7 protein-coding genes are annotated in these 22,191 nt (G+C 50.7%); 4 read left to right on the top strand and 3 right to left on the bottom strand.

Features of this window, described 5'->3' with window-relative positions:
- Positions 1–7 precede the first annotated feature (7 nt).
- From O3276_RS06545 to O3276_RS06520, 4 genes are all read left to right on the top strand, one after another.
- Complete coding sequence (locus O3276_RS06545; protein WP_269674915.1) at positions 8–4,339, top strand: hypothetical protein; 4,332 nt, start codon at positions 8–10, stop codon at positions 4,337–4,339.
- Between the two features lie 224 nt (positions 4,340–4,563).
- Positions 4,564–8,787, top strand: coding sequence for a hypothetical protein (locus O3276_RS06535; RefSeq protein ID WP_269674914.1), 4,224 nt, complete (start codon positions 4,564–4,566; stop codon positions 8,785–8,787).
- Between the two features lie 224 nt (positions 8,788–9,011).
- On the top strand, positions 9,012–12,893 hold the full coding sequence (locus O3276_RS06525; RefSeq protein WP_269674913.1) for a hypothetical protein: 3,882 nt from the start codon (positions 9,012–9,014) through the stop codon (positions 12,891–12,893).
- A 148-nt stretch (positions 12,894–13,041) separates the two neighbouring features.
- On the top strand, positions 13,042–17,613 hold the full coding sequence (locus O3276_RS06520; RefSeq protein ID WP_269674912.1) for a hypothetical protein: 4,572 nt from the start codon (positions 13,042–13,044) through the stop codon (positions 17,611–17,613).
- A 27-nt stretch (positions 17,614–17,640) separates the two neighbouring features.
- On the opposite strand, the gene O3276_RS06515 is transcribed toward O3276_RS06520, so the two are convergent.
- The 3 genes from O3276_RS06515 to O3276_RS06505 form a co-directional block, all read right to left on the bottom strand.
- Positions 17,641–18,894: an MFS transporter gene (locus tag O3276_RS06515; protein WP_269674911.1), complete on the bottom strand. Its 1,254-nt coding sequence runs from the start codon at positions 18,892–18,894 to the stop codon at positions 17,641–17,643.
- Positions 18,895–19,079: 185 nt separating this feature from the next.
- Entirely contained in the window at positions 19,080–19,838 is a 759-nt protein-coding gene (locus O3276_RS06510; protein WP_269674910.1) for a hypothetical protein, read from the bottom strand.
- Complete coding sequence (locus tag O3276_RS06505; protein ID WP_269674909.1) at positions 19,835–22,183, bottom strand: hypothetical protein; 2,349 nt, start codon at positions 22,181–22,183, stop codon at positions 19,835–19,837. Before O3276_RS06505 ends, O3276_RS06510 begins: the two co-directional genes overlap by 4 nt.
- Positions 22,184–22,191: the final 8 nt, after the last annotated feature.

Genomic DNA, 22,191 nt, shown 5'->3' with positions numbered 1-22,191 from the left:
GTCAGCCTTGTTTGATACCGGCTGCCTGGAACTTTACCGGGCTGACCAGGTCAGTTCTATTGTTGTCATTGCCAGACGATTCTCCAACTGGAAACAGGTAATCCCCGGAGAAACCATGCAGTCACCTTCCTCCTCAGTAACCGCAGACACGGCATCCCCGTTAACATCCACTGAAGCCGGAAGGCACCGGCCAGCAAACAGCCGAAAACAAGAAAGAAAGCGATCCATGTCAGGTTACCAGGTGGAACAGACAACAACGGGCACTGGAACATTGCCACCGCATCAACTGCAATCTGAATCCGGGCCCATCCCACCCATAAAGCGCAGGCGTGTTACTGACAACAGCAGGCGTATAGTCTGTTCTGCAACTTCGCTACCTGCTAATCCGGAGCCAATGGAGACAGAACCGGCCATGCCTGCTGACGCAGCTTCAGGGCTTCCGGGAGTGATCAGCTCCCTATTAAGAAATCTACCAACAGTCAGCGACAACAGGCTATTAGCTGGCAATGAACATACCTCAGCGATGGTGCAGGTCATGCCTGAACCAATAAAGGATGTGCCGCTCACTACAGAAAATAACAGTGAAACATCAATTTCAGAATTTTCTGTAAGCCAACAAAATGAACTGCGAACACATTTAAATAATCAAGAAATTCAAGCAGTATTAACGAATGCCGGGACTCTTCTGAAAAACCTCAAAGACAGGAACATCCAGTTAGCGCGAGACAGGGGAAAACCGCCCGCACATTCCCTCTTTTCCAAGTTAAAAAACTTCAGCATTGTTAAAGATTCTCAGACTTTCAAAGGCTATTTTGCCAGGGCCAACACGTTCTTTTTAGCTGTCAATCCCCAGCAGATTACCAATACCAGCTGCCTTACCAGCATGCTCTACTCGAAGACTCAGATAAAAAAGTTTGCAGAAGAAAGCGAGGAAAACATTCAGGCGGTTGCTGCTAACCCATGCTTGAAACAGATTGCCTCCATGTGTAATGGCAAAGGCTTGCCCGACAAAGCGAAGGTGGAAGCGTTCGTGGCGTGGGAGTGCTGGAAGGTGAACGGCGAATTCAGCCTGGAACTGCTGCGGGCCTTTTCCTCCATGTGTAATGGCAAAGGCTTGCCCGGCAAAGCGAAGGTGGAAGCGTTCGTAGCATGGGAGTGCTGGAAGGTGAACGGCGAATTCAGCCTGGAACTGCTGCGGGCCTTTTCCTCCATGATGAGCAGAAGGGGCTTACCCGACAAAGCGAAGGTGGAAGCGCTCAAAGCGTGGGAGTGCTGGAAGGTGAACGGCGAATTCAGCCTGGAACTGCTGCGGGCCTTTTCCTCCATGTGTCATGGCAAAGGCTTGCCCGACAAAGCGAAGGTGGAAGCGTTCATAACGTGGGAGTGCTGGAAGGTGAACGGCGAATTCAGCCTGGACCTGCTGCGGGCCTTTTCCTCCATGATGAGCACTAGGGGCTTGCCCGACAAAGCGAAGGTGAAAGCGTTCGTGGCGTGGGAGTGCTGGAAGGTGAACGGCGAATTCAGCCTGGACCTGCTGCGGGCCTTTTCCTCCATGTGTCATGGCAAAGGCTTGCCCGACAAAGCGAAGGTGAAAGCGTTCGTGGCGTGGGAGTGCTGGAAGGTGAACGGCGAATTCAGCCTGGAACTGCTGCGGGCCTTTTCCTCCATGATGAGCAGTAGGGGCTTGCCCGACAAAGCGAAGGTGGAAGCGTTCGTGGCGTGGGAGTGCTGGAAGGTGAACGGCAAATTCAGCCTGGACCTGCTGCGGGCCTTTTCCTCCATGATGAGCAGTAGGGGCTTGCCCGACAAAGCGAAGGTGGAAGCGCTCAAAGCGTGGGAGTGCTGGAAGGTGAACGGCGAATTCAGCCTGGAACTGCTGCGGGCCTTTTCCTCCATGTGTAATGGCAAAGGCTTGCCCGACAAAGCGAAGGTGGAAGCGCTCAAAGCGTGGGAGTGCTGGAAGGTGAACGGCGAATTCAGCCTGGAACTGCTGCGGGCCATTTCCTCCATGTTTAATGGCAACGGCTTGCCCGACAAAGCGAAGGTGGAAGCGTTCTTGGCGTGGGAGTGCTGGAAGGTGAACGGCGAATTCAGCCTGGAACTGCTGCGGGCCTTTTCCTCCATGTGTCATAGCAAAGGCTTGCCCGACAAAGCGAAGGTGGAAGCGCTCAAAGCGTGGCAGTGCTGGAAGGTGAACGGCGAGTTCAGCCTGGAACTGCTGCGGGCCTTTTCCTCCATGTGTCATGGCAAAGGCTTGCCCGACAAAGCGAAGGTGGAAGCGTTCGTGGCGTGGGAGTGCTGGAAGGTGAACGGCGAATTCAGCCTGGAACTGCTGCGGGCCTTTTCCTCCATGATGAGCAGTAGGGGCTTGCCCGACAAAGCGAAGGTGGAAGCGTTCGTTCAATGGCTACCCTCGGATGAAAATAAGAATATTCTGAAACTTTCTTGCCGAATATTTGCCAGTTTTGGTTTGCCCTCAGGAAAAAAACTGACTGAAAATGAGAAAACACTTCGCCAATGTCTTAATCAGCATGGTTGTACCACTGAACATGGAGACGACAATAGTGATGAAGATCTTTTAGAATCAAGTCAAATGAAAGCACTGGCTCTGTTCTTCTCTGGGCCAGCAAAATGGCGCATGAAATTTGCCGAATTCCAACAATATCTGGCTGCCCACAAGAGTCCTCGAAATGACAGAGTGGCTGTTCGTGCTGCGCTGAAATCATTGCTACCGATATTGGCTATCCATGGAGGAACTGGTATCCAGTTCTGGATGGAAAAATATCGTGAAAATCCACGCTGCAAAGGAGTACTCACTCAGGCATTAGCCATTCCTGCACCACTGGCTTTAACAAAATTTGCACTAACGCAACTCCCTGAATCTGAGAGGCAGGAATACCTTGAACTGTGCAGAAACCTGAAGCCAGCCCCAACTCAGGAACAGTGGTATGCATTAAAACCACTTTGCCAACAGCTTGGCCAGCGATTTGACTTCATGCAATCCAAACGCACGATGCTGGAGATTCTCTGGCAACAATCAGAAGATAACCGCTCAAAATACGCGGATAGGATGGATGAGCTATTCAAAACCTTGCCCACCATCTCACAGTGGCGCGGGTTACATCGGGTGCTTGGACAACACCAAATGCAGCAATTCATGGATGCCTGTCTTGACTATCAGGCTACCCCTGAAACCGCTCCTGATGTCACGACTCAGCAACGGTTGCTGGCAGGAATGCTGCTCACCAACCACGCTCTACCTGAACCAGAGAAAATACCGGATCTCTGCTTTTCAAACCGAGTGGCAACAGATGATAAAAGAGGGGTGATGGTCGGTGGTGATCCCGCCATGTCGGGCCAGGAACGCCTGTGGCACTTTATCACGGCCATGTTAGTTGAGCTTGAACAAACAGAATATCAATTCAAGAATCAAAGGCTAACCGTTTTGCCAGACGATGGCGATCCGGTGGTACTCCAAAATCCAGAGTTTACCCTGAGAGATACCGGCTTTGTTATCAAGAACTGGACATTGCAACAGTTAACCGCCTTTTTCAAGGCAACCGAGTTCACAGAACAATGGTATAAAAAGCCTCAGGACAAGCGCGATCTCTATGCGATCAGGCTTGAGGCAAAATTAGCCCAAATAAAATCGAGAACCAAAGAGCCCAAGAAAGCCAAGCCTAAAAAAATACCACACCTGGTGGCACCCTCTCTGATTATCAGTCTAATCAATTGCCATAAACCATTAAAGCCTGCGGTCTGGTCATCTCTTGAACACTATGCCAGCAGCGGCCAGCTAAACGCCCGTTTATGCACGGCACTTAGCCCGGTTATCAAAGATGATAAAGACGGCATGGTTCCAGACCTCGTTAGGAAAGCGGTGGTTGCAAAGTTGGAACAGATTGAGGCAGCAAAAACGCCAGTAGTAACATCAATCCCGCAGCAAGGACTTCCAGCAAGGGCAAGCATACCGACTCAAGGGAACCCGGTTGCCAACAGTCGCATTCAAGGGCCGCTATCTGACTTTGACGCGGCAATGGAAACTCTGGATCGTTTTCACGAACTGGGAAATGCAGAACTTGAACTGCTGGAACCCCACCGAAGCCGAATGACTTATGTTGAATTAAGCACTGCTATCTGCAAAATGAGCTACGCAGTGGACTCAGAAACACGGAAAGAATGGCATGAAGCCAGCGAGAAAAAGAGAAGAGACCCACTTGGGCTTGATGAAATAGTGGCATGGGATTTGGATTCATTGGCGACATTGGATTCATTGGCGACAGAGTCAGAACTGGTCAACAACGATGACTGGATGGAAGAGTTCCTGCAAGGGCTGTGATATGCAAGGCTTGCATCGGTGCATACGACTGCTTCAATATTTATTCGACCGTTCAAATGACGACAAAGCTCGTCTGCACCCTGATTCTCCAGACTGCCTGACAAAACAGGTCAGCCTTCCCTGATACCGGCTACCCGGAACTTTACCGGGCTGACCAGGTCAGTTCTATTGTTGTCATCCCAAGACGATTCTCCAACTGGAAACAGGTAATCCCCGAAGAAACCATGCAGTCACCTTCCTCCTCAGTAACCGCAGGCACGGCATCCCCGTTAACAGCCACTAAAGCCAGAAGGCACCGGCCAGCAAACAGCCGAAAACAAGATAGAAAGCGATCCATGTCAGGTTACCGGGTGGAACAGACAACAACGGTCACTGGAATATTTCCACCGCATCAACTGCAATCTGAATCCGGGCCCATCCCATCCATAAAGCGCAGGCGTGTTACTGACAACAGCAGGCGTATTGTGTGTTCTGCAACTTCGCTACCTGCTAATCCGGAGCCAATGGAGACCGAACCGGCCATGCCTGCTGACCCAGCTGCCAGGCTTCCGGGAGTGATCAGTTTCCTATCAAGAAATCTACCAATAGTCAGCGACAACAGGCTATTAACTGGCAATGAACATACCTCAGCGATGGTGCAGGTCATGCCTGAATCAATGAAGGATGTACCGCTCACTACAGAAATTAACAGTGGAACATCAATTTCAGAATTTTCTGTAAGCCAGCAAAATGAACTGCGAACACATTTAAATAATCAAGAAATTCAAGCAATATTAAAGAATGCCGGGACTCTTCTGAAAAACCTCAAAGACAGGAAAATCCAGTTAGCGCGAGACAGGGGAAAGCCGCCCGCACATTCCCTCTTTTCCAAGTTAAAAAAATTCAGCATTGTTAAAGATTCTCAGACTTTCAAAGGCTATTTTGCCAGGGCCAACACGTTCTTTTTAGCTGTAAATCCCCAGCAGATTACCAATACCAGCTGCCTTACCAGCATGCTCAAGTCGAAGACTCAGATAAAAAAGTTTGCAGAAGAAAGCGAGGAAAATATTCAGGCGGTTGCTGCTAACCCATGCTTGAAACAGATTGCCTCCATGTGTAATGGCAAAGGCTTGCCCGACAAAGCGAAGGTGGAAGCGCTCAAAGCGTGGGAGTGCTGGAAGGTGAACGGCGAATTCAGCCTGGAACTGCTGCGGGCCTTTTCCTCCATGTGTCATGGAAAAGGCTTGCCCGACAAAGCGAAGGTGGAAGCGCTCAAAGCGTGGGAGTGCTGGAAGGTGAACGGCGAATTCAGCCTGGAACTGCTGCGGGCCTTTTCCTCCATGTGTCATTGCAAAGGCTTGCCTGACAAAGCGAAGGTGGAAGCGTTCGTGGTGTGGGAGTGCTGGAAGGTGAACGGCGAATTCAGCCTGGAACTGCTGCGGGCCTTTTCCTCCATGTGTAATGGCAAAGGCTTGCCCGACAAAGCGAAGGTGGAAGCGTTCGTGGTGTGGGAGTGCTGGAAGGTGAACGGCGAATTCAGCCTGGAACTGCTGCGGGCCTTTTCCTCCATGATGAGCACTAGGGGCTTGCCCGACAAAGCGAAGGTGGAAGCGTTCGTGGCGTGGGAGTGCTGGAAGGTGAACGGCGAATTCAGCCTGGAACTGCTGCGGGCCTTTTCCTCCATGTGTCATGGCAAAGGCTTGCCCGACAAAGCGAAGGTGGAAGCGTTCGTGGCGTGGGAGTGCTGGAAGGTGAACGGCGAATTCAGCCTGGAACTGCTGCGGGCCTTTTCCTCCATGTGTCATGGCAAAGGCTTGCCCGACAAAGCGAAGGTGGAAGCGCTCAAAGCGTGGGAGTGCTGGAAGATGAACGGCAAATTCAGCCTGGAACTGCTGCGAGCCTTTTCCTCCATGATGAGCAGTAGGGGCTTGCCCGACAAAGCGAAGGTGGAAGCGCTCAAAGCGTGGGAGTGCTGGAAGGTGAACGGCGAATTCAGCCTGGAACTGCTGCGGGCCTTTTCCTCCATGTGTCATGGCAAAGGCTTGCCCGACAAAGCGAAGGTGGAAGCGCTCAAAGCGTGGGAGTGCTGGAAGGTGAACGGCGAATTCAGCCTGGAACTGCTGCGGGCCTTTTCCTCCATGATGAGCAGTAGGGGCTTGCCCGACAAAGCAAAGGTGGAAGCGTTCGTGGTGTGGGAGTGCTGGAAGGTGAACGGCGAATTCAGCCTGGAACTGCTGCGGGCCTTTTCCTCCATGTGTAATGGCAAAGGCTTGCCCGACAAAGCGAAGGTGGAAGCGCTCAAAGCGTGGGAGTGCTGGAAGGTGAACGGCGAATTCAGCCTGGAACTGCTGCGGGCCTTTTCCTCCATGATGTGCAGTAGGGGCTTGCCCGACAAAGCGAAAGTGGAAGCGCTCAAAGCGTGGGAGTGCTGGAAGGTGAACGGCGAATTCAGCCTGGAACTGCTGCGGGCCTTTTCCTCCATGTGTCATGGCAAAGGCTTGCCCGACAAAGCGAAGGTGGAAGCGTTCGTTCAATGGCTACCCTCGGATGAAAATAAGAATATTCTGAAACTTTCTTGTCGAATATTTGCCAGTTTTGGTTTGCCCTCAAGAGAAAAACTGACTGAAAATGAGAAAACACTGCGCCAATGTCTTAATCAGCATGGCTGTACCACTGAACATGGAGACGACAATAGTGATGAAGATCTTTTAGAATCGAGTCATATGAAAGCACTGGCTCTGTTCTTCTCCGGGCCCGCAACATGGCGCATGAAAATTGCCGAATTCCAACAATATCTGGCTGCCCACAAGAGTCCTCGACATGACAGAGTGGCTGTTCGTGCTGCGCTGAAATCATTGCTACCGATATTGGCTATCCATGGAGGAACTGGTATCCAGTTCTGGATGGAAAAATATCGTGAAAATCCACGCTGCAAAGGAGTACTCACTCAGGCATTAGCCATTCCTGCACCACTGGCTTTAACAAAATTTGCACTAACGCAACTCCCTGAATCTGAGATGCAGGAATACCTTGAACTGTGCAGAAACCTGAAGCCAGCCCCAACTCAGGAACAGTGGTATGCATTAAAACCACTTTGCCAACAGCTTGGCCAGCGATTTGACTTCATGCAATCCAAACGCACGATGCTGGAGATTCTCTGGCAACAATCAGAAGATAACCGCTCAAAATACGCGGATAGGATGGATGAGCTATTCAAAACCTTGCCCACCATCTCACAGTGGCGCGGGTTACATCGGGTGCTTGGACAACACCAAATGCAGCAATTCATGGATGCCTGTCTTGACTATCAGGCTACCCCTGAAACCGCTCCTGATGTCACGACTCAGCAACGGTTGCTGGCAGGAATGCTGCTCACCAACCACGCTCTACCTGAACCAGAGAAAATACCGGATCTCTGCTTTTCAAACCGAGTGGCAACAGATGATAAAAGAGGGGTGATGGTCGGTGGTGATCCCGCCATGTCGGGCCAGGAACGCCTGTGGCACTTTATCACGGCCATGTTAGTTGAGCTTGAACAAACAGAATATCAATTCAAGAATCAAAGGCTAACCGTTTTGCCAGACGATGGCGATCCGGTGGTACTCCAAAATCCAAAGTTTACCCTGAGAGATACCGGCTTTGTTATCAAGAACTGGACATTGCAACAGTTAACCGCCTTTTTCAAGGCAACCGAGTTCACAGAACAATGGTATAAAAAGCCTCAGGACAAGCGCGATCTCTATGCGATCAGGCTTGAGGCAAAATTAGCCCAAATAAAATCGAGAACCAAAGAGCCCAAGAAAGCCAAGCCTAAAAAAATACCACACCTGGTGGCACCCTCTCTGATTATCAGTCTAATCAATTGCCATAAACCATTAAAGCCTGCGGTCTGGTCATCTCTTGAACACTATGCCAGCAGCGGCCAGCTAAACGCCCGTTTATGCACGGCACTTAGCCCGGTTATCAAAGATGATAAAGACGGCATGGTTCCAGACCTCGTTAGGAAAGCGGTGGTTGCAAAGTTGGAACAGATTGAGGCAGCAAAAACGCCAGTAGTAACATCAATCCCGCAGCAAGGACTTCCAGCAAGGGCAAGCATACCGACTCAAGGGAACCCGGTTGCCAACAGTCGCATTCAAGGGCCGCTATCTGACTTTGACGCGGCAATGGAAACTCTGGATCGTTTTCACGAACTGGGAAATGCAGAACTTGAACTGCTGGAACCCCACCGAAGCCGAATGACTTATGTTGAATTAAGCACTGCTATCTGCAAAATGAGCTACGCAGTGGACTCAGAAACACGGAAAGAATGGCATGAAGCCAGCGAGAAAAAGAGAAGAGACCCACTTGGGCTTGATGAAATAGTGGAATGGGGTTTTGATTCATTGGCGACATTGGATTCATTGGCGACAGAGTCAGAACTGGTCAACAACGATGACTGGATGGAAGAGTTCCTGCAAGGGCTGTGATATGCAAGGCTTGCATCGGTGCATACGACTGCTTCAATATTTATTCGACCGTTCAAATGACGACAAAGCTCGTCTGCACCCTGATTCTCCAGACTGCCTGACAAAACAGGTCAGCCTTCCCTGATACCGGCTACCCGGAACTTTACCGGGCTGACCAGGTCAGTTCTATTGTTGTCATCCCAAGACGATTCTCCAACTGGAAACAGGTAATCCCCGAAGAAACCATGCAGTCACCTTCCTCCTCAGTAACCGCAGGCACGGCATCCCCGTTAACAGCCACTAAAGCCAGAAGGCACCGGCCAGCAAACAGCCGAAAACAAGATAGAAAGCGATCCATGTCAGGTTACCGGGTGGAACAGACAACAACGGTCACTGGAATATTTCCACCGCATCAACTGCAATCTGAATCCGGGCCCATCCCATCCATAAAGCGCAGGCGTGTTACTGACAACAGCAGGCGTATTGTGTGTTCTGCAACTTCGCTACCTGCTAATCCGGAGCCAATGGAGACCGAACCGGCCATGCCTGCTGACCCAGCTGCCAGGCTTCCGGGAGTGATCAGTTTCCTATCAAGAAATCTACCAATAGTCAGCGACAACAGGCTATTAACTGGCAATGAACATACCTCAGCGATGGTGCAGGTCATGCCTGAACCAATGAAGGATGTACCGCTCACTACAGAAAATAACAGTGAAACATCAATTTCAGAATTTTCTGTAAGCCAGCAAAATGAACTGCGAACACATTTCAATAATCAAGAAATTCAAGCAATATTAACGAATGCCGGGACTCTTCTGAAAAACCTCAAAGACAGGAAAATCCAGTTAGCGCGAGACAGGGGAAAGCCGCCTGCACATTCCCTCTTTTCCAGGTTAAAAAACTTCAGCATTGTTAAAGATTCTCAGACTTTCAAAGGCTATTTTGCCAAGGCCAACACCTTCTTTTTAGCGGTCAATCCCCAGCAGGTTACCAATACCAGCTGCCTTACCAGCATGCTCAAGTTGAAGACTCAGATAAAAAAGTTTGCAGAAGAAAGCGAGGAAAACATTCAGGCGGTTGCTGCTAACCCATGCTTGAAACAGATTGCCTCCATGTGTAATGGCAAAGGCTTGCCCGACAAAGCGGAGGTGGAAGCGCTCAAAGCGTGGGAGTGCTGGAAGGTGAACGGCGAATTCAGCCTGGAACTGCTGCGGGCCTTTTCCTCCATGTGTAATGGCAAAGGCTTGCCCGACAAAGCGAAGGTGGAAGCGCTCAAAGCGTGGGAGTGCTGGAAGGTGAACGGCGAATTCAGCCTGGAACTGCTGCGGGCCTTTTCCTCCATGATGAGCAGTAGGGGCTTGCCCGACAAAGCGATGGTGGAAGCGCTCAAAGCGTGGGAGTGCTGGAAGGTGAACGGCGAATTCAGCCTGGAACTGCTGCGGGCCTTTTCTTCCATGTGTAATAGCAAAGGCTTACCCGACAAAGCGAAGGTGGAAGCGTTCGTGGCGTGGGAGTGTTGGAAGGTGAACGGCGAATTCAGCCTGGAACTGCTGCGGGCCTTTTCCTCCATGTGTAATGGCAAAGGCTTGCCCGACAAAGCGAAGGTGGAAACGTTCGTGGCGTGGGAGTGCTGGAAGGTGAACGGCGAATTCAGCCTGCAACTGCTGCGGGCCTTTTCCTCCATGATGAGCAGTAGGGGCTTGCCCGACCAAGCGAAGGTGGAAGCGCTCAAAGCGTGGGAGTGCTGGAAGGTGAACGGCGAATTCAGCCTGGAACTGCTGCGGGCCTTTTCCTCCATGATGAGCAGTAGGGGCTTGCCCGACAAAGCGAAGGTGGAAGCGCTCAAAGCGTGGGAGTGCTGGAAGGTGAACGGCGAATTCAGTCTGGAACTGCTGCGGGCCTTTTCCTCCATGATGAGCACCAGGGGCCTGCCCGACAAAGCGAAGGTGGAAGCGCTCAAAGCGTGGGAGTGCTGGAAGGTGAACGGCGAATTCAGCCTGGAACTGCTGCGGGCCTTTTCCCCCATGTGTAATGGCAAAGGCTTGCCCGACAAAACGAAGGTGGAAGCGCTCAAAGCGTGGGAGTGCTGGAAGGTGAACGGCAAATTCAGCCTGGAACTGCTGCGGGCCTTTTCCTCCATGTGTCATGGCAAAGGCTTGCCCGACAAAGCGAAGGTGGAAGCGTTCGTGCAATGGCTATCCTCGGATGAAAATAAGAATATTCTGAAACTTTCTTGCCGAATATTTGCAAGTTTTGGTTTGCCCTCAGCAGAAAAACTGACTGAAAATGAGAAAACACTGCGCCAATGTCTTAATCAGCATGGTTGTACCACTGAACATGGAGACGACAATAGCGATGAAGATCTTTTAGAATCGAGTCAAATGAAAGCACTGGCTCTGTTCTTCTCTGGGCCCGCAAAATGGCGCATGAAATTTGCCGAATTCCAACAATATCTGGCGGCCCACAAGAGTCCTCGAAATGACAGAGTGGCCGTTCGTGCTGCGCTGAAATCATTGCTACCGATATTGGCTATCCATGGCGGAACTGGCATCCAGTTCTGGATGGAAAAATATCGTGAAAATCCACGCTGCAAAGGAGTACTCACTAAGGCATTAGCCATTCCTGCACCACTGGCTTTAACAAAATTTGCACTAACGCAACTCCCTGAATCTGAGAGGCAGGAATACCTTGAACTGTGCAGAAACCTGAAGCCAGCCCCAACTCAGGAACAGTGGTATGCATTAAAACCACTTTGCCAACAGCTTGGCCAGCGATTTGACTTCACGCAATCCAAACGCACGATGCTGGAGATTCTCTGGCAACAATCAGAAGATAACCGCTCAAAATACGCGGATAAGATGGATGGGTTATTCAAAACCTTGCCCACCACCTCACAATGGCGCGGGTTACATCGGGTGCTTGGACCACACAAAATGCAGCAATTCATGGATGCCTGTCTTGACTATCAGGCTACCCCTGAAACCGCTCCTGATGTCACGATTCAGCAACGGTTGCTGGAAGGAATGCTGCTCACCAACCACTCTCTACCTGAACAAGGGAAAATACCGGATCTCTGCTTTTCAAACCGAGTGGCAACAGATGATAAAAGAGGGGTGATGGTCGGTGGTGATCCCGCCATGTCGGGCCAGGAACGCCTGTGGCGTTTTATTACGGCCATGTTAATTGAGCTTGAACAAACAGAGTATCAATTCAAGAATCAAAGACTAACCGTTTTGCCAGACGATGGCGATCCGGTGGTACTCCAAAATCCAGAGTTTACCCCGAGAGATACCGGCTTTGTTATAAAGAACTGGACATTGCAACAGTTAACCGCCTTTTTCAAGGCAACCGAGTTCACAGAACAATGGTATAAAAAGCCTCAGGACAAGCGCGATCCCTATGCGATCAGGCTTGAGGCAAAATTAGCCCAAATGAAAGCGAGAACCAAAGAGCCCAAGAAAGCCAAGCCTAAAAAAATACCACACCTGGTGGCACCCTCTCTGATTATTAGACTAATCAATTGCCATAAACCATTAAAGCCTGCGGTCTGGTCATCTCTTGAGCACTATGCCAGCAGCGGCCAGCTAAACGCCCGTTTATGCACGGCACTCAGCCCGGTTATCAAAGATGATAAAGACGGCATGGTTCCAGACCTCGTTAAGAAAGCGGTGGTTGCAAAGTTGGAACAGATTGAGGCAGCAAAAACGCCAGTAGTAACATCAATCCCTCAGCAAGGACTTCCAGCAAGGGCAAGCATACCAACTCAAGGGAACCAGGTTGCCAACAGTCGCATTCAATGGCCGCTATCTGACTTTGACGTGGCAATGGAAGCTCTGGGTCGTTTTCGCGAATTGGGAAATGCAGAACTTGAACTGCTGGAACCCCACCGAAGCCGAATGACTTCTGTTGAATTAAGCACTGCTATCTGCAAAATGAGCTACGCAGTGGATTCAGAAACACGGAAAGAATGGCATGAAGCCAGCGAGAAAAAGAGAAGAGACCCACTTGGGCTTGATGAAATAGTGGAATGGGGTTTTGATTCATTGGCGACATTGGATTCATTGGCGACAGAGTCAGAACTGGTCAACAACGATGACTGGATGGAAGAGTTCCTGCAAGGGCTGTGATATGCATTCACACGTTGCCGGTGAAAAACACCTTCTATAACCCGTATTCCAGAGGATGACACCCGTTCTTTAAAGGTGAACGGTTCTCGCAAGCTTCTCATGTGCAAACACATCTCACTGCCAGACTGCCTGACAAAACAGGTCAGCCTTGCCTGATACCGGCTGCCTGGAACTTTACCGGGCTGACCAGGTCAATAGTTCGATTGTTGTCATCCCCAGACGATTCTCCAACTGGAAACAGGTAATCTCCGAAGAAACCATGCAGTCACCTTCCTCCTCAGTAACCGCAGACACGGCATCCCCGTTAACAGCCACTGAAGCCGGAAGGCACCGGCCAGCAAACAGCCGAAAACAAGAAAGAAAGCGATCCATGTCAGGTTACCAGGTGAAACAGACAACAACGGGCACCGGAACATTTCCACCGCATCAACTGCAATCTGAATCCGGGCCCATCCCATCCATAAAGCGCAGGCGTGTTACTGACAAAAGCAGGCGTATTGTCTGTTCTGCAACTTCGCTACCTGCTAATCCGGAGCCAATGGAGACCGAACCGGCCATGCCTGCTGACACAGCTTCCAGGCTTCCGGGAGTGATCAGTTCCCTATCAAGAAATCTACCAACAGTCAGCGACAGCAGGCTATTAACTGACAATGAACATACCTCAGCGATGGTGCAGGTCATGCCTGAACCAATGAAGGATGTACCGCTCACTACAGAAATTAACAGTGGAACATCAATTGCAGAATTTTCTGTAAGCCAGCAAAATGAACTGCGAACACATTTAAATAATCAAGAAATTCAAGCAATATTAACGAATGCTGGGACTCTTCTGAAAAACCTCAAAGACAGGAAAATCCAGTTAGCGCGAGACAGGGGTAAGCCGCCCGCACACTCGCTCTTTTCCAAGTTAAAAAACTTCAGCATTGTTAAAGATTCTCAGACTTTCAAAGGCTATTTTGCCAGGGCCAACACCTTCTTTTTAGCTGTCAATCCCCAGCAGATTACCAATACCAGCTGCCTTACCAGCATGCTCATGTCGAAAACTCAGATAAAGAAGTTTGCAGAAGAAAGCGAGGAAAACATTCAGGCGGTTGCTGCTAACCCATGCTTGAAACAGATTGCCTCCATGTGTCATGGCAAAGGATTGCCCGACAAAGCCAAGGTGGAAGCGTTCATGGCGTGGGAGTGCTGGAAGGTGAACGGCGAATTCAGCCCGGAACTGCTGCGGGCCTTTTCCTCCATGTGTAATGGCAACGGTTTGCCCGACAAAGCGAAGGTGGAAGCGCTCAAAGCGTGGGAGTGCTGGAAGGTGAACGGCAAATTCAGCCTGGAACTGCTGCGGGCCTTTTCCTCCATGTGTAATGGCAAAGGCATGCCCGACAAAGCGAAGGTGGAAGCGCTCAAAGCGTGGGAGTGCTGGAAGGTGAACGGCGAATTCAGCCTGGAACTGCTGCGGGCCTTTTCCTCCATGTGTCATGGCAAAGGCTTGCCCGACAAAGCGAAGGTGGAAGCGCTCAAAGCGTGGGATTGCTGGAAGGTGAACGGCGAATTCAGCCTGGAACTGCTGCGGGCCTTTTCCTCCATGATGAGCAGTAGGGGCTTGCCCGACAAAGCGAAGGTGGAAGCGCTCAAAGCGTGGGAGTGCTGGAAGGTGAACGGCGAATTCAGCCTGGAACTGCTGCGGGCCTTTTCCTCCATGTGTCATGGCAAAGGCTTGCCCGACAAAGCGAAGGTGGAAGCGCTCAAAGCGTGGGAGTGCTGGAAGGTGAACGGCGAATTCAGCCTGGAACTGCTGCGGGCCTTTTCCTCCATGATGAGCAGTAGGGGCTTGCCCGACAAAGCGAAGGTGGAAGCGCTCAAAGCGTGGGAGTGCTGGAAGGTGAACGGCGAATTCAGCCTGGAACTGCTGCGGGCCTTTTCCTCCATGTGTCATTGCAAAGGCTTGCCCGACAAAGCGAAGGTGGAAGCGCTCAAAGCGTGGGATTGCTGGAAGGTGAACGGCGAATTCAGCCTGGAACTGCTGCGGGCCTTTTCCTCCATGTGTCATGGCAAAGGCTTGCCCGACAAAGCGAAGGTGGAAGTGCTCAAAGCGTGGGAGTGCTGGAAGGTGAACGGCGAATTCAGCCTGGAACTGCTGCGGGCCTTTTCCTCCATGTGTCATGGCAAAGGCTTGCCCGACAAAGCGAAGGTGGAAACGTTCGTGGCGTGGGAGTGCTGGAAGGTGAACGGCGAATTCAGCCTGGAACTGCTGCGAGCCTTTTCCTCCATGTGTAATGGCAAAGGCTTGCCCGACAAAGCGAAGGTGGAAGCGCTTAAAGCGTGGGAGTGCTGGAAGGTGAACGGCGAATTCAGCCTGGAACTGCTGCGGGCCTTTTCCTCCATGTGTAATGGCAAAGGCTTGCCCGACAAAGCGAAGGTGGAAGCGCTCAAAGCGTGGGAGTGCTGGAAGGTGAACGGCGAATTCAGCCTGGAACTGCTGCGGGCCTTTTCCTCCATGTGTAATGGCAAAGGCATGCCCGACAAAGCGACGGTGGAAGCGCTCAAAGCGTGGGAGTGCTGGAAGGTGAACGGCGAATTCAGCCTGGAACTGCTGCGGGCCTTTTCCTCCATGTATAATGGCAAAGGTTTGCCCGACAAAGCGAAGGTGGAAGCGCTCAAAGCGTGGGAGTGCTGGAAGGTGAACGGCGAATTCAGCCTGGAACTGCTGCGGGCCTTTTCCTCCATGTGTAATGGCAAAGGCTTGCCCGACAAAGCGAAGGTGGAAGCGTTCGTTCAATGGCTACCCTCGGATGAAAATAAGAATATTCTGAAACTTTCTTGCCGAATATTTACAAGTTTTGGTTTGCCCTCAGGAGAAAAACTGACTGAAAATGAGAAAACACTGCGCCAATGTCTTAATCAGCATGGTTGTACCACTGAACATGGCGACGACAATAGTGATGAAGATCTTTTAGAATCGAGTCAAATGAAAGCACTGGCTCTGTTCTTCTCCGGGCCCGCAAAATGGCGCATGAAAATTACCGAATTCCAACAATATCTGGCTGCCCTCAAGAGTCCTCGAAACGACAGAGTGGCTGTTCGTGCTGCGCTGAAATCATTGCTACCGATATTGGCGATCCATGGCGGAACTGGCATCCAGTTCTGGATGGAAAAATATCGTGAAAATCCACGCTGCAAAGGAGTACTCACTAAGGCATTAGCCATTCCTGCACCACTGGCTTTAACAAAATTTGCACTAACGCAGCTCCCTGAATCTGAGATGCAGGAATACCTTGAACTGTGCAGAAACCTGAAGCCAGCCCCAACTCAGGAACAGTGGTATGCATTAAAACCACTTTGCCAACAGCTTGGCCAGCGATTTGACTTCACGCAATCCAAACGCACGATGCTGGAGATTCTCTGGCAACAATCAGAAGATAACCGCTCAAAATACGCGGATAAGATGGGTGAGCTATTCAAAACCTTGCCCACCATCTCACAGTGGCGCAGGTTACATCGGGTGCTTGGACCACACAAAATGCAGCAATTCATGGATGCCTGTCTTGACTATCAGGCTACCCCTGAAACCGCTCCTGATGTCACGATTCAGCAACGGTTGCTGGCAGGAATGCTGCTCACCAACCACGCTCTACCTGAACAAGGGAAAATACCGGATCTCTGCTTTTCAAACCGAGTGGCAACAGATGACAAAAGAGGGGTGATGGTCGGTGGTGATCCCGCCATGTCGGGCCAGGAACGCCTGTGGCGCTTTATCACGGCCATGTTAATTGAGCTTGAACAAACAGAATATCAATTCAAGAATCAAAGACTAACCGTTTTGCCAGACGATGGCGATCCGGTTGTACTCCAAAATCCAGAGTTTACCCCGAGAGATACCGGCTTTGTTATAAAGAACTGGACATTGCAACAGTTAACCGCCTTTTTCAAGGCAACCGAGTTCACAGAACAATGGTATAAAAAGCCTCAGGACAAGCGCGATCCCTATGCGATCAGGCTTGAGGCAAAATTAGCCCAAATGCAAGCGAGAACCAAAGAGCCCAAGAAAGCCAAGCCTAAAAAAATACCACACCTGGTGGCACCCTCTCTGATTATTAGACTAATCAATTGCCATAAACCATTAAAGGCTGCGGTCTGGTCATCTCTTGAACACTATGCCAGCAGCGGCCAGCTAAACGCCCGTTTATGCACGGCACTCAGCCCGGTTATCAAAGATGATAAAGACGGCATGGTTCCAGACCTCGTTAAGAAAGCGGTGGTTGCAAAGTTGGAACAGATTGAGGCAGCAAAAACGCCAGCAGTAACATCAAGCCCTCAGCAAGGACTTCCAGCAAGGGCAAGCACATCAATTCAAGGGAACCACGTTTCCAACCGTCGCATTCAAGGGCCGCTATCTGACTTTGACGCGGCAATGGAGGCTCTCGATCGTTTTCGTGAATTGGGAAATGCAGAACTTGAACTGCTGGAACCCCACCGAAGCCGAATGACTTATGTTGAATTAAGCACGGCTATCTGCAAAATGAGCTACGCAGTGGATTCAGAAACACGGAAAGAATGGCATGAAGCCAGCGAGAAAAGGAGAAGAGACCCACTTGGGCTTGATGAAATAGTGGCATGGGATTTGGATTCATTGGCGACATTGGATTCATTGGTGACCGAGTCAGAACTGGTCAACAACGATGACTGGATGGAAGAGTTCCTACAAGGGCTATGTTGTGTTTAAGGATTGAAAGTGATTAAAGGCAGTTCCTCAGCTTGCCGGTTTAGCCGTATCTTCGCTTTCCAGGAACTCCTCGGCATCAGAACGTGGGTCAATCTGCGCAACAATGGGTGTTGTTCGGGGTACTGGAATAAAGTGCTGCTCTTCGCTGGTGTAGATCGCAGGACGGTAAGCCATCCGAATCAGGAAGAAAAGACCGGTAACGCCCATCACCGTGATGAAATACAGCATCAGGCCTTCAGGAATATGGCTCATAAACAGTGAAGCGAAGATCGGGCCGATACACGCACCAAGGCTGTAGGCCAGCAGAAGTCCCTGGGTGCCGGCAACAATATCATCCGGGTGCATATGATCACAGCCGTGGCTGATGGCCAGTGGATAGAGCGTGAAGGTAGCGCCGCCAAACAGAAACAGTGCTGGATAATACAGCCAGCTCTCGTGGGAACTGAGGATCAGGGCAAAGCAAATAGCACAGCCAGCCAGGGCAACCAGAATCAACATTTTACGCCGATCGATAATATCGGACAGGTAGCCCACTGGAAACTGCAGTGCCATGCCGCCAATCATGGTGATGGCCAGAAAGAGCGCTACGGTGTGATCATCACTGCCGCTGAGATCGGCCAGGTAGATGGGCAGCATTGAATACAAACCACCCAGTACCAGGCCACCGGCAAAACAGCCGAGTACTCCGGAGGGTGTCAGTTCAAACAGCTTTCTGAATCCCAGGGTAGAAGCCTCTTCAATTTCCGGTGTCGGGATTCGGGTCATGGCTGGTGGGAAGATCGATAATGACAGCAGAATCCCGATCAGGATAAACGGCATCAGACTACTGCTATCCAGGAAGCCGACAAACAGCTGTCCGATAGCGTTGGCACCATAGAGTGACACCATGTAGAAAGACAGTACTCTGCCCCTGTTGGCGCTGTCGCTTTCACAGAGCAGCCATGACTCAACCACAACAAATATGCCCGCCACCGCCATGCCATTAAGGAAGCGCAATACCAGCCAGCTGGTGGTATTCTCCGACAGTGCCAGGCTCAGTACGGTGGCACAGAGCAACGCCATAAAGCAGGCAAACGAGCGAATATGACCTACCCGGCAAACAATACTTTCTGAGCGAAATGACCCGGCCAGTAATCCCAGATAGTAGGCGGTACCCATAAGGCCGGCCAGAAAGTCATTGCCATCTGTCGCATTGATTCTCAGGGGAATCAGAGTCGTCAGGTATCCGCTGGCCAAAGCGAAAATAAACATGCCTGACAGTGGCGCAACAAAACGTATCATAGTTTGTAGCCCGATAACGGTGATAGTAAATAGTTAACCAAATGAGCGATCTATTCCGGGTTTTATCGGCCTGACAGGAAAGCGGAATAGAACGGCTCGACGGGATTGCAGATGTTCTCAGAAACGAACGGGTCAAGATAATATTATGGTTCAGAATCCGTTATTTTGAGGAACTCTGCAACTGATCAAAGCATTGTACATGCCCACCCCGCTGGAGCATTCTCATGGGCACCAGGCTTCAATATCTTCTTTGGCACCAGCATTGGCCATTCTTTCAGGCGGCCATTGTCGGTGAAGTAGGGGCGCTTCTCGCTGACCACGGTGATACCACGTTTCTTCAGTACTTTCCGGGCTTCCTCCGAAGCCAGCGTTTCCTGCGTCAAGGTGCCCGGATTCATCCGTATACCTTCACTCTTCAGCCGCTGCACCTCTTGCGCCAGTGCCTGTTGCGTTGCCGGGCTCAGCAGTGATGGGTCATGTTCGTACTGCATCTTTTCCAGCAGCGTCATTCCCGTCGGAATTGCCACCTGCCGCAGATCATACCAGCTGTTATGAATACCATAAGTGACCCCTTTGTTCTGATCAGCCTTGCAGGCCCGGTGGCTGGGGTCTGAACAGACAATAATGCCAGCCTCGCGGGCTATTTTGCGCCGAACATTGTCATTAATAATCTGGTTCATTCTCTGCATTGGCTCAGTTGTCCATTCAAAGTTTTCAGAGATCCCGGAGCCGCCATGGTCATTCAGACCATAGACTTTGGTGTAGTCTTTTTTGCGATAATCCTGAAGTCGCGTGGTTATCCGCGCCAGATCAGCCGCACCGTGCATGGCGGCCTCCAGGTGACGTTGGAACTCACTCTTGTTGTCAGGCCCGGAGCTAAATTCTTCAGTCAGCTTCGCTGGTAAATCAAGACGTGCAGCATCAAAGCCCGGGGGCTCAGTCACCGAGAATCCGGGAAAATCAGCCCGACCCCAAAACAACGGATAATGTCCAGTCGATCTGCAAAGCGTAATATACGCAGATACCAGCGCACAGGGGCAGGCAGGTTCTGCTCGTCTTTACCCCTGGTATCGTTTTCCTTGCTGACCATCGCCTGGGCCATATTCCCCAGCAGCGGTTCAGGGTAGTGCCCGGTCAGGTCCCGTATGAAATAGCCCGCAGACCTTGTTTCTTCTGCTGATTTGTCGACATCTTCGGCAGCGGCATCATGGTAGATAATCGCCAGTGCCAGAAGTTCTTTTTCTATTTTTTCCAGGCGACGCAGCTGAAATTTTTCCAGCAATTCCATATACCAGAGCCCATTATTCCTGGCCCGCAGAACATGACTGCAGCTGTGCAGCGGTTTCCACACGGTTGGCATGGTCTGTCTGCCAAGGCTCTTGATCACTCGTTCCGGTCCCGGGCGGCGGTAATAATGCTGCAACACCGTCAGGATGGTTTTTTCATTATCACCGACATGATCAGGCAGGACCGGCGGTTCGCTGAAAGCGTTCACCACAAACTGTAACGCTGTGGGTGTCTCAGCTGCCAATGATGTTGGCGATGCGCCGGAATCGTTCTGATGGAGCGATTGTTTCAGGCGTGCATTTTCACGCCGAGCCCTCTGGACATACGTTGGCCAATTCCGGTACAGAGGATATGTTTCCCGTTGCTCCCATAGATTATCAAGCCATTTGATAAAATCATTTGGAGAAAAATCATCAACAAGCATCCTGCCTTCACGATACTGCCTCTGCATATTGGATGTTAAAGATTTCATGAAGTTTTTGTTCAGGGAAGCTCCTGAGTAAAACAGGGCCAGTAAGTGAGACCGGATGGTGTCGAGAGCCGGGAAGCTGCAATCTCTCACATATTGTTGCACTGTTTTTTCCAGAGCGTCCTGCCGTTGCTGTTGACTAAGCCCCTGGCAAATGCGGTCAAATTCAACAACGGCACCCGGACAGAAGGTCAAAGGTATCTGTCTGAGATGGAGCAGAGTCAGGAAGTCAAATGGACTAAAGGCAGCCAGCATGCAATTCATTATGTCCAGAGGCATTGTGTTACTGTCAAAACGGTCCATCCAGTAAATGAATGACACGCACCACTCTTTCGGCAGACTTGCCCCACTGTGCAAAAGCAGCTGAAACATCCGGTAAGCTTCTTCCTCCTGTTTCTTGATGTGCTTCTGCTTGGGATGTGAGTATCTGCACATTTCGGAATCCAGGAGCATTTCGAGCAAAGATTCAAAACTTCCTTTATGAAAAAAAGGCTGGTGGATTGGCAAACCACTCTGTTTTAGTCCCAGAAGTTTCTCGTAACTGTAAACACGGGGATCCCTCACCAGCTGGATGGCCTGTTGCAATTTGTGCTCAACATCTGGTGAGACGGTTAATTCCGAGCTCAGTGCCTGTGTCCGCAGAGACATTGGCAGCAGATTTAACATGGCTCTGAAATTTTCTGGGGGTATGCCCTGTGAAATCGCAAAATAATCCAGAGAATCCTCATTCGTGGCCAGGTGTTTACTGTCCAGCTCACCATCAAAAAAGACCTGAACAGAACCTGTTCGGTGGCAATAAACAACCAGCGGCAATGATTCAAGCTCCAATGCCTCCTCACACTGACGCTTGTGCCGCAGGGTCTCGGCAATATTTATCTGTGCATCAAGGTATACAACGAAGCATTTGATGTCTTCTTTGCCATATCTGGTGAGCACCAGTTCCGGGTAATCCAGTTCAGGGGTGTCATTGCCGGGTTTTAATTTTGGTAAACTGAACGTTCCATCCTTTTGCAGATGTCCCGAGGTGAAACGATGAGGATACGCTCTCCAGGTGACTTGTTCGCCATGCTCTCGACGTCTATGAAACATTGTTGGCAGATCAGGCAGTAGCTTTGCTCGCAGTTGTGCCGGAGTCAAGCCAGGCTCCAGCAGCAGACGTTGAGTAAAAGCATCACATTTATAGACATACAGGCATTGTGGATCAACAATGCCTACCATCCATTGGCGATACCTCTTTGGTATGGGCTTGGTGGGCATCATTCCCCCTGGCAGGACGAGGGAGAAGGGTCTTGGTGACCCCTTACCTGAAAAGTACTGTTTTTCTGTATTTAAATAAATTCGCCGAAACGCCAGACGCCCACTCCTGGCGGCCCACTGTAGCACTTCTCGCTCAGGCTCCCTGGGATGAGGGGTTCGCTGCTTGCAGTTCGATTTGCTGGCACTCCATTGGCCAGAGGCTGTTACGGACTGGGTGTCAAACTTTGGTTGAGGGTACAGGCTCTCGGAAGTCCCTGTTCCGTTGGCAACATTCATGACATTCT

The sequence above is a fragment of the Endozoicomonas sp. GU-1 genome (genome assembly GCF_027366395.1).
GTDB lineage: Bacteria > Pseudomonadota > Gammaproteobacteria > Pseudomonadales > Endozoicomonadaceae > Endozoicomonas.
This window is presented reverse-complemented; position numbering and strand designations above follow the sequence as displayed.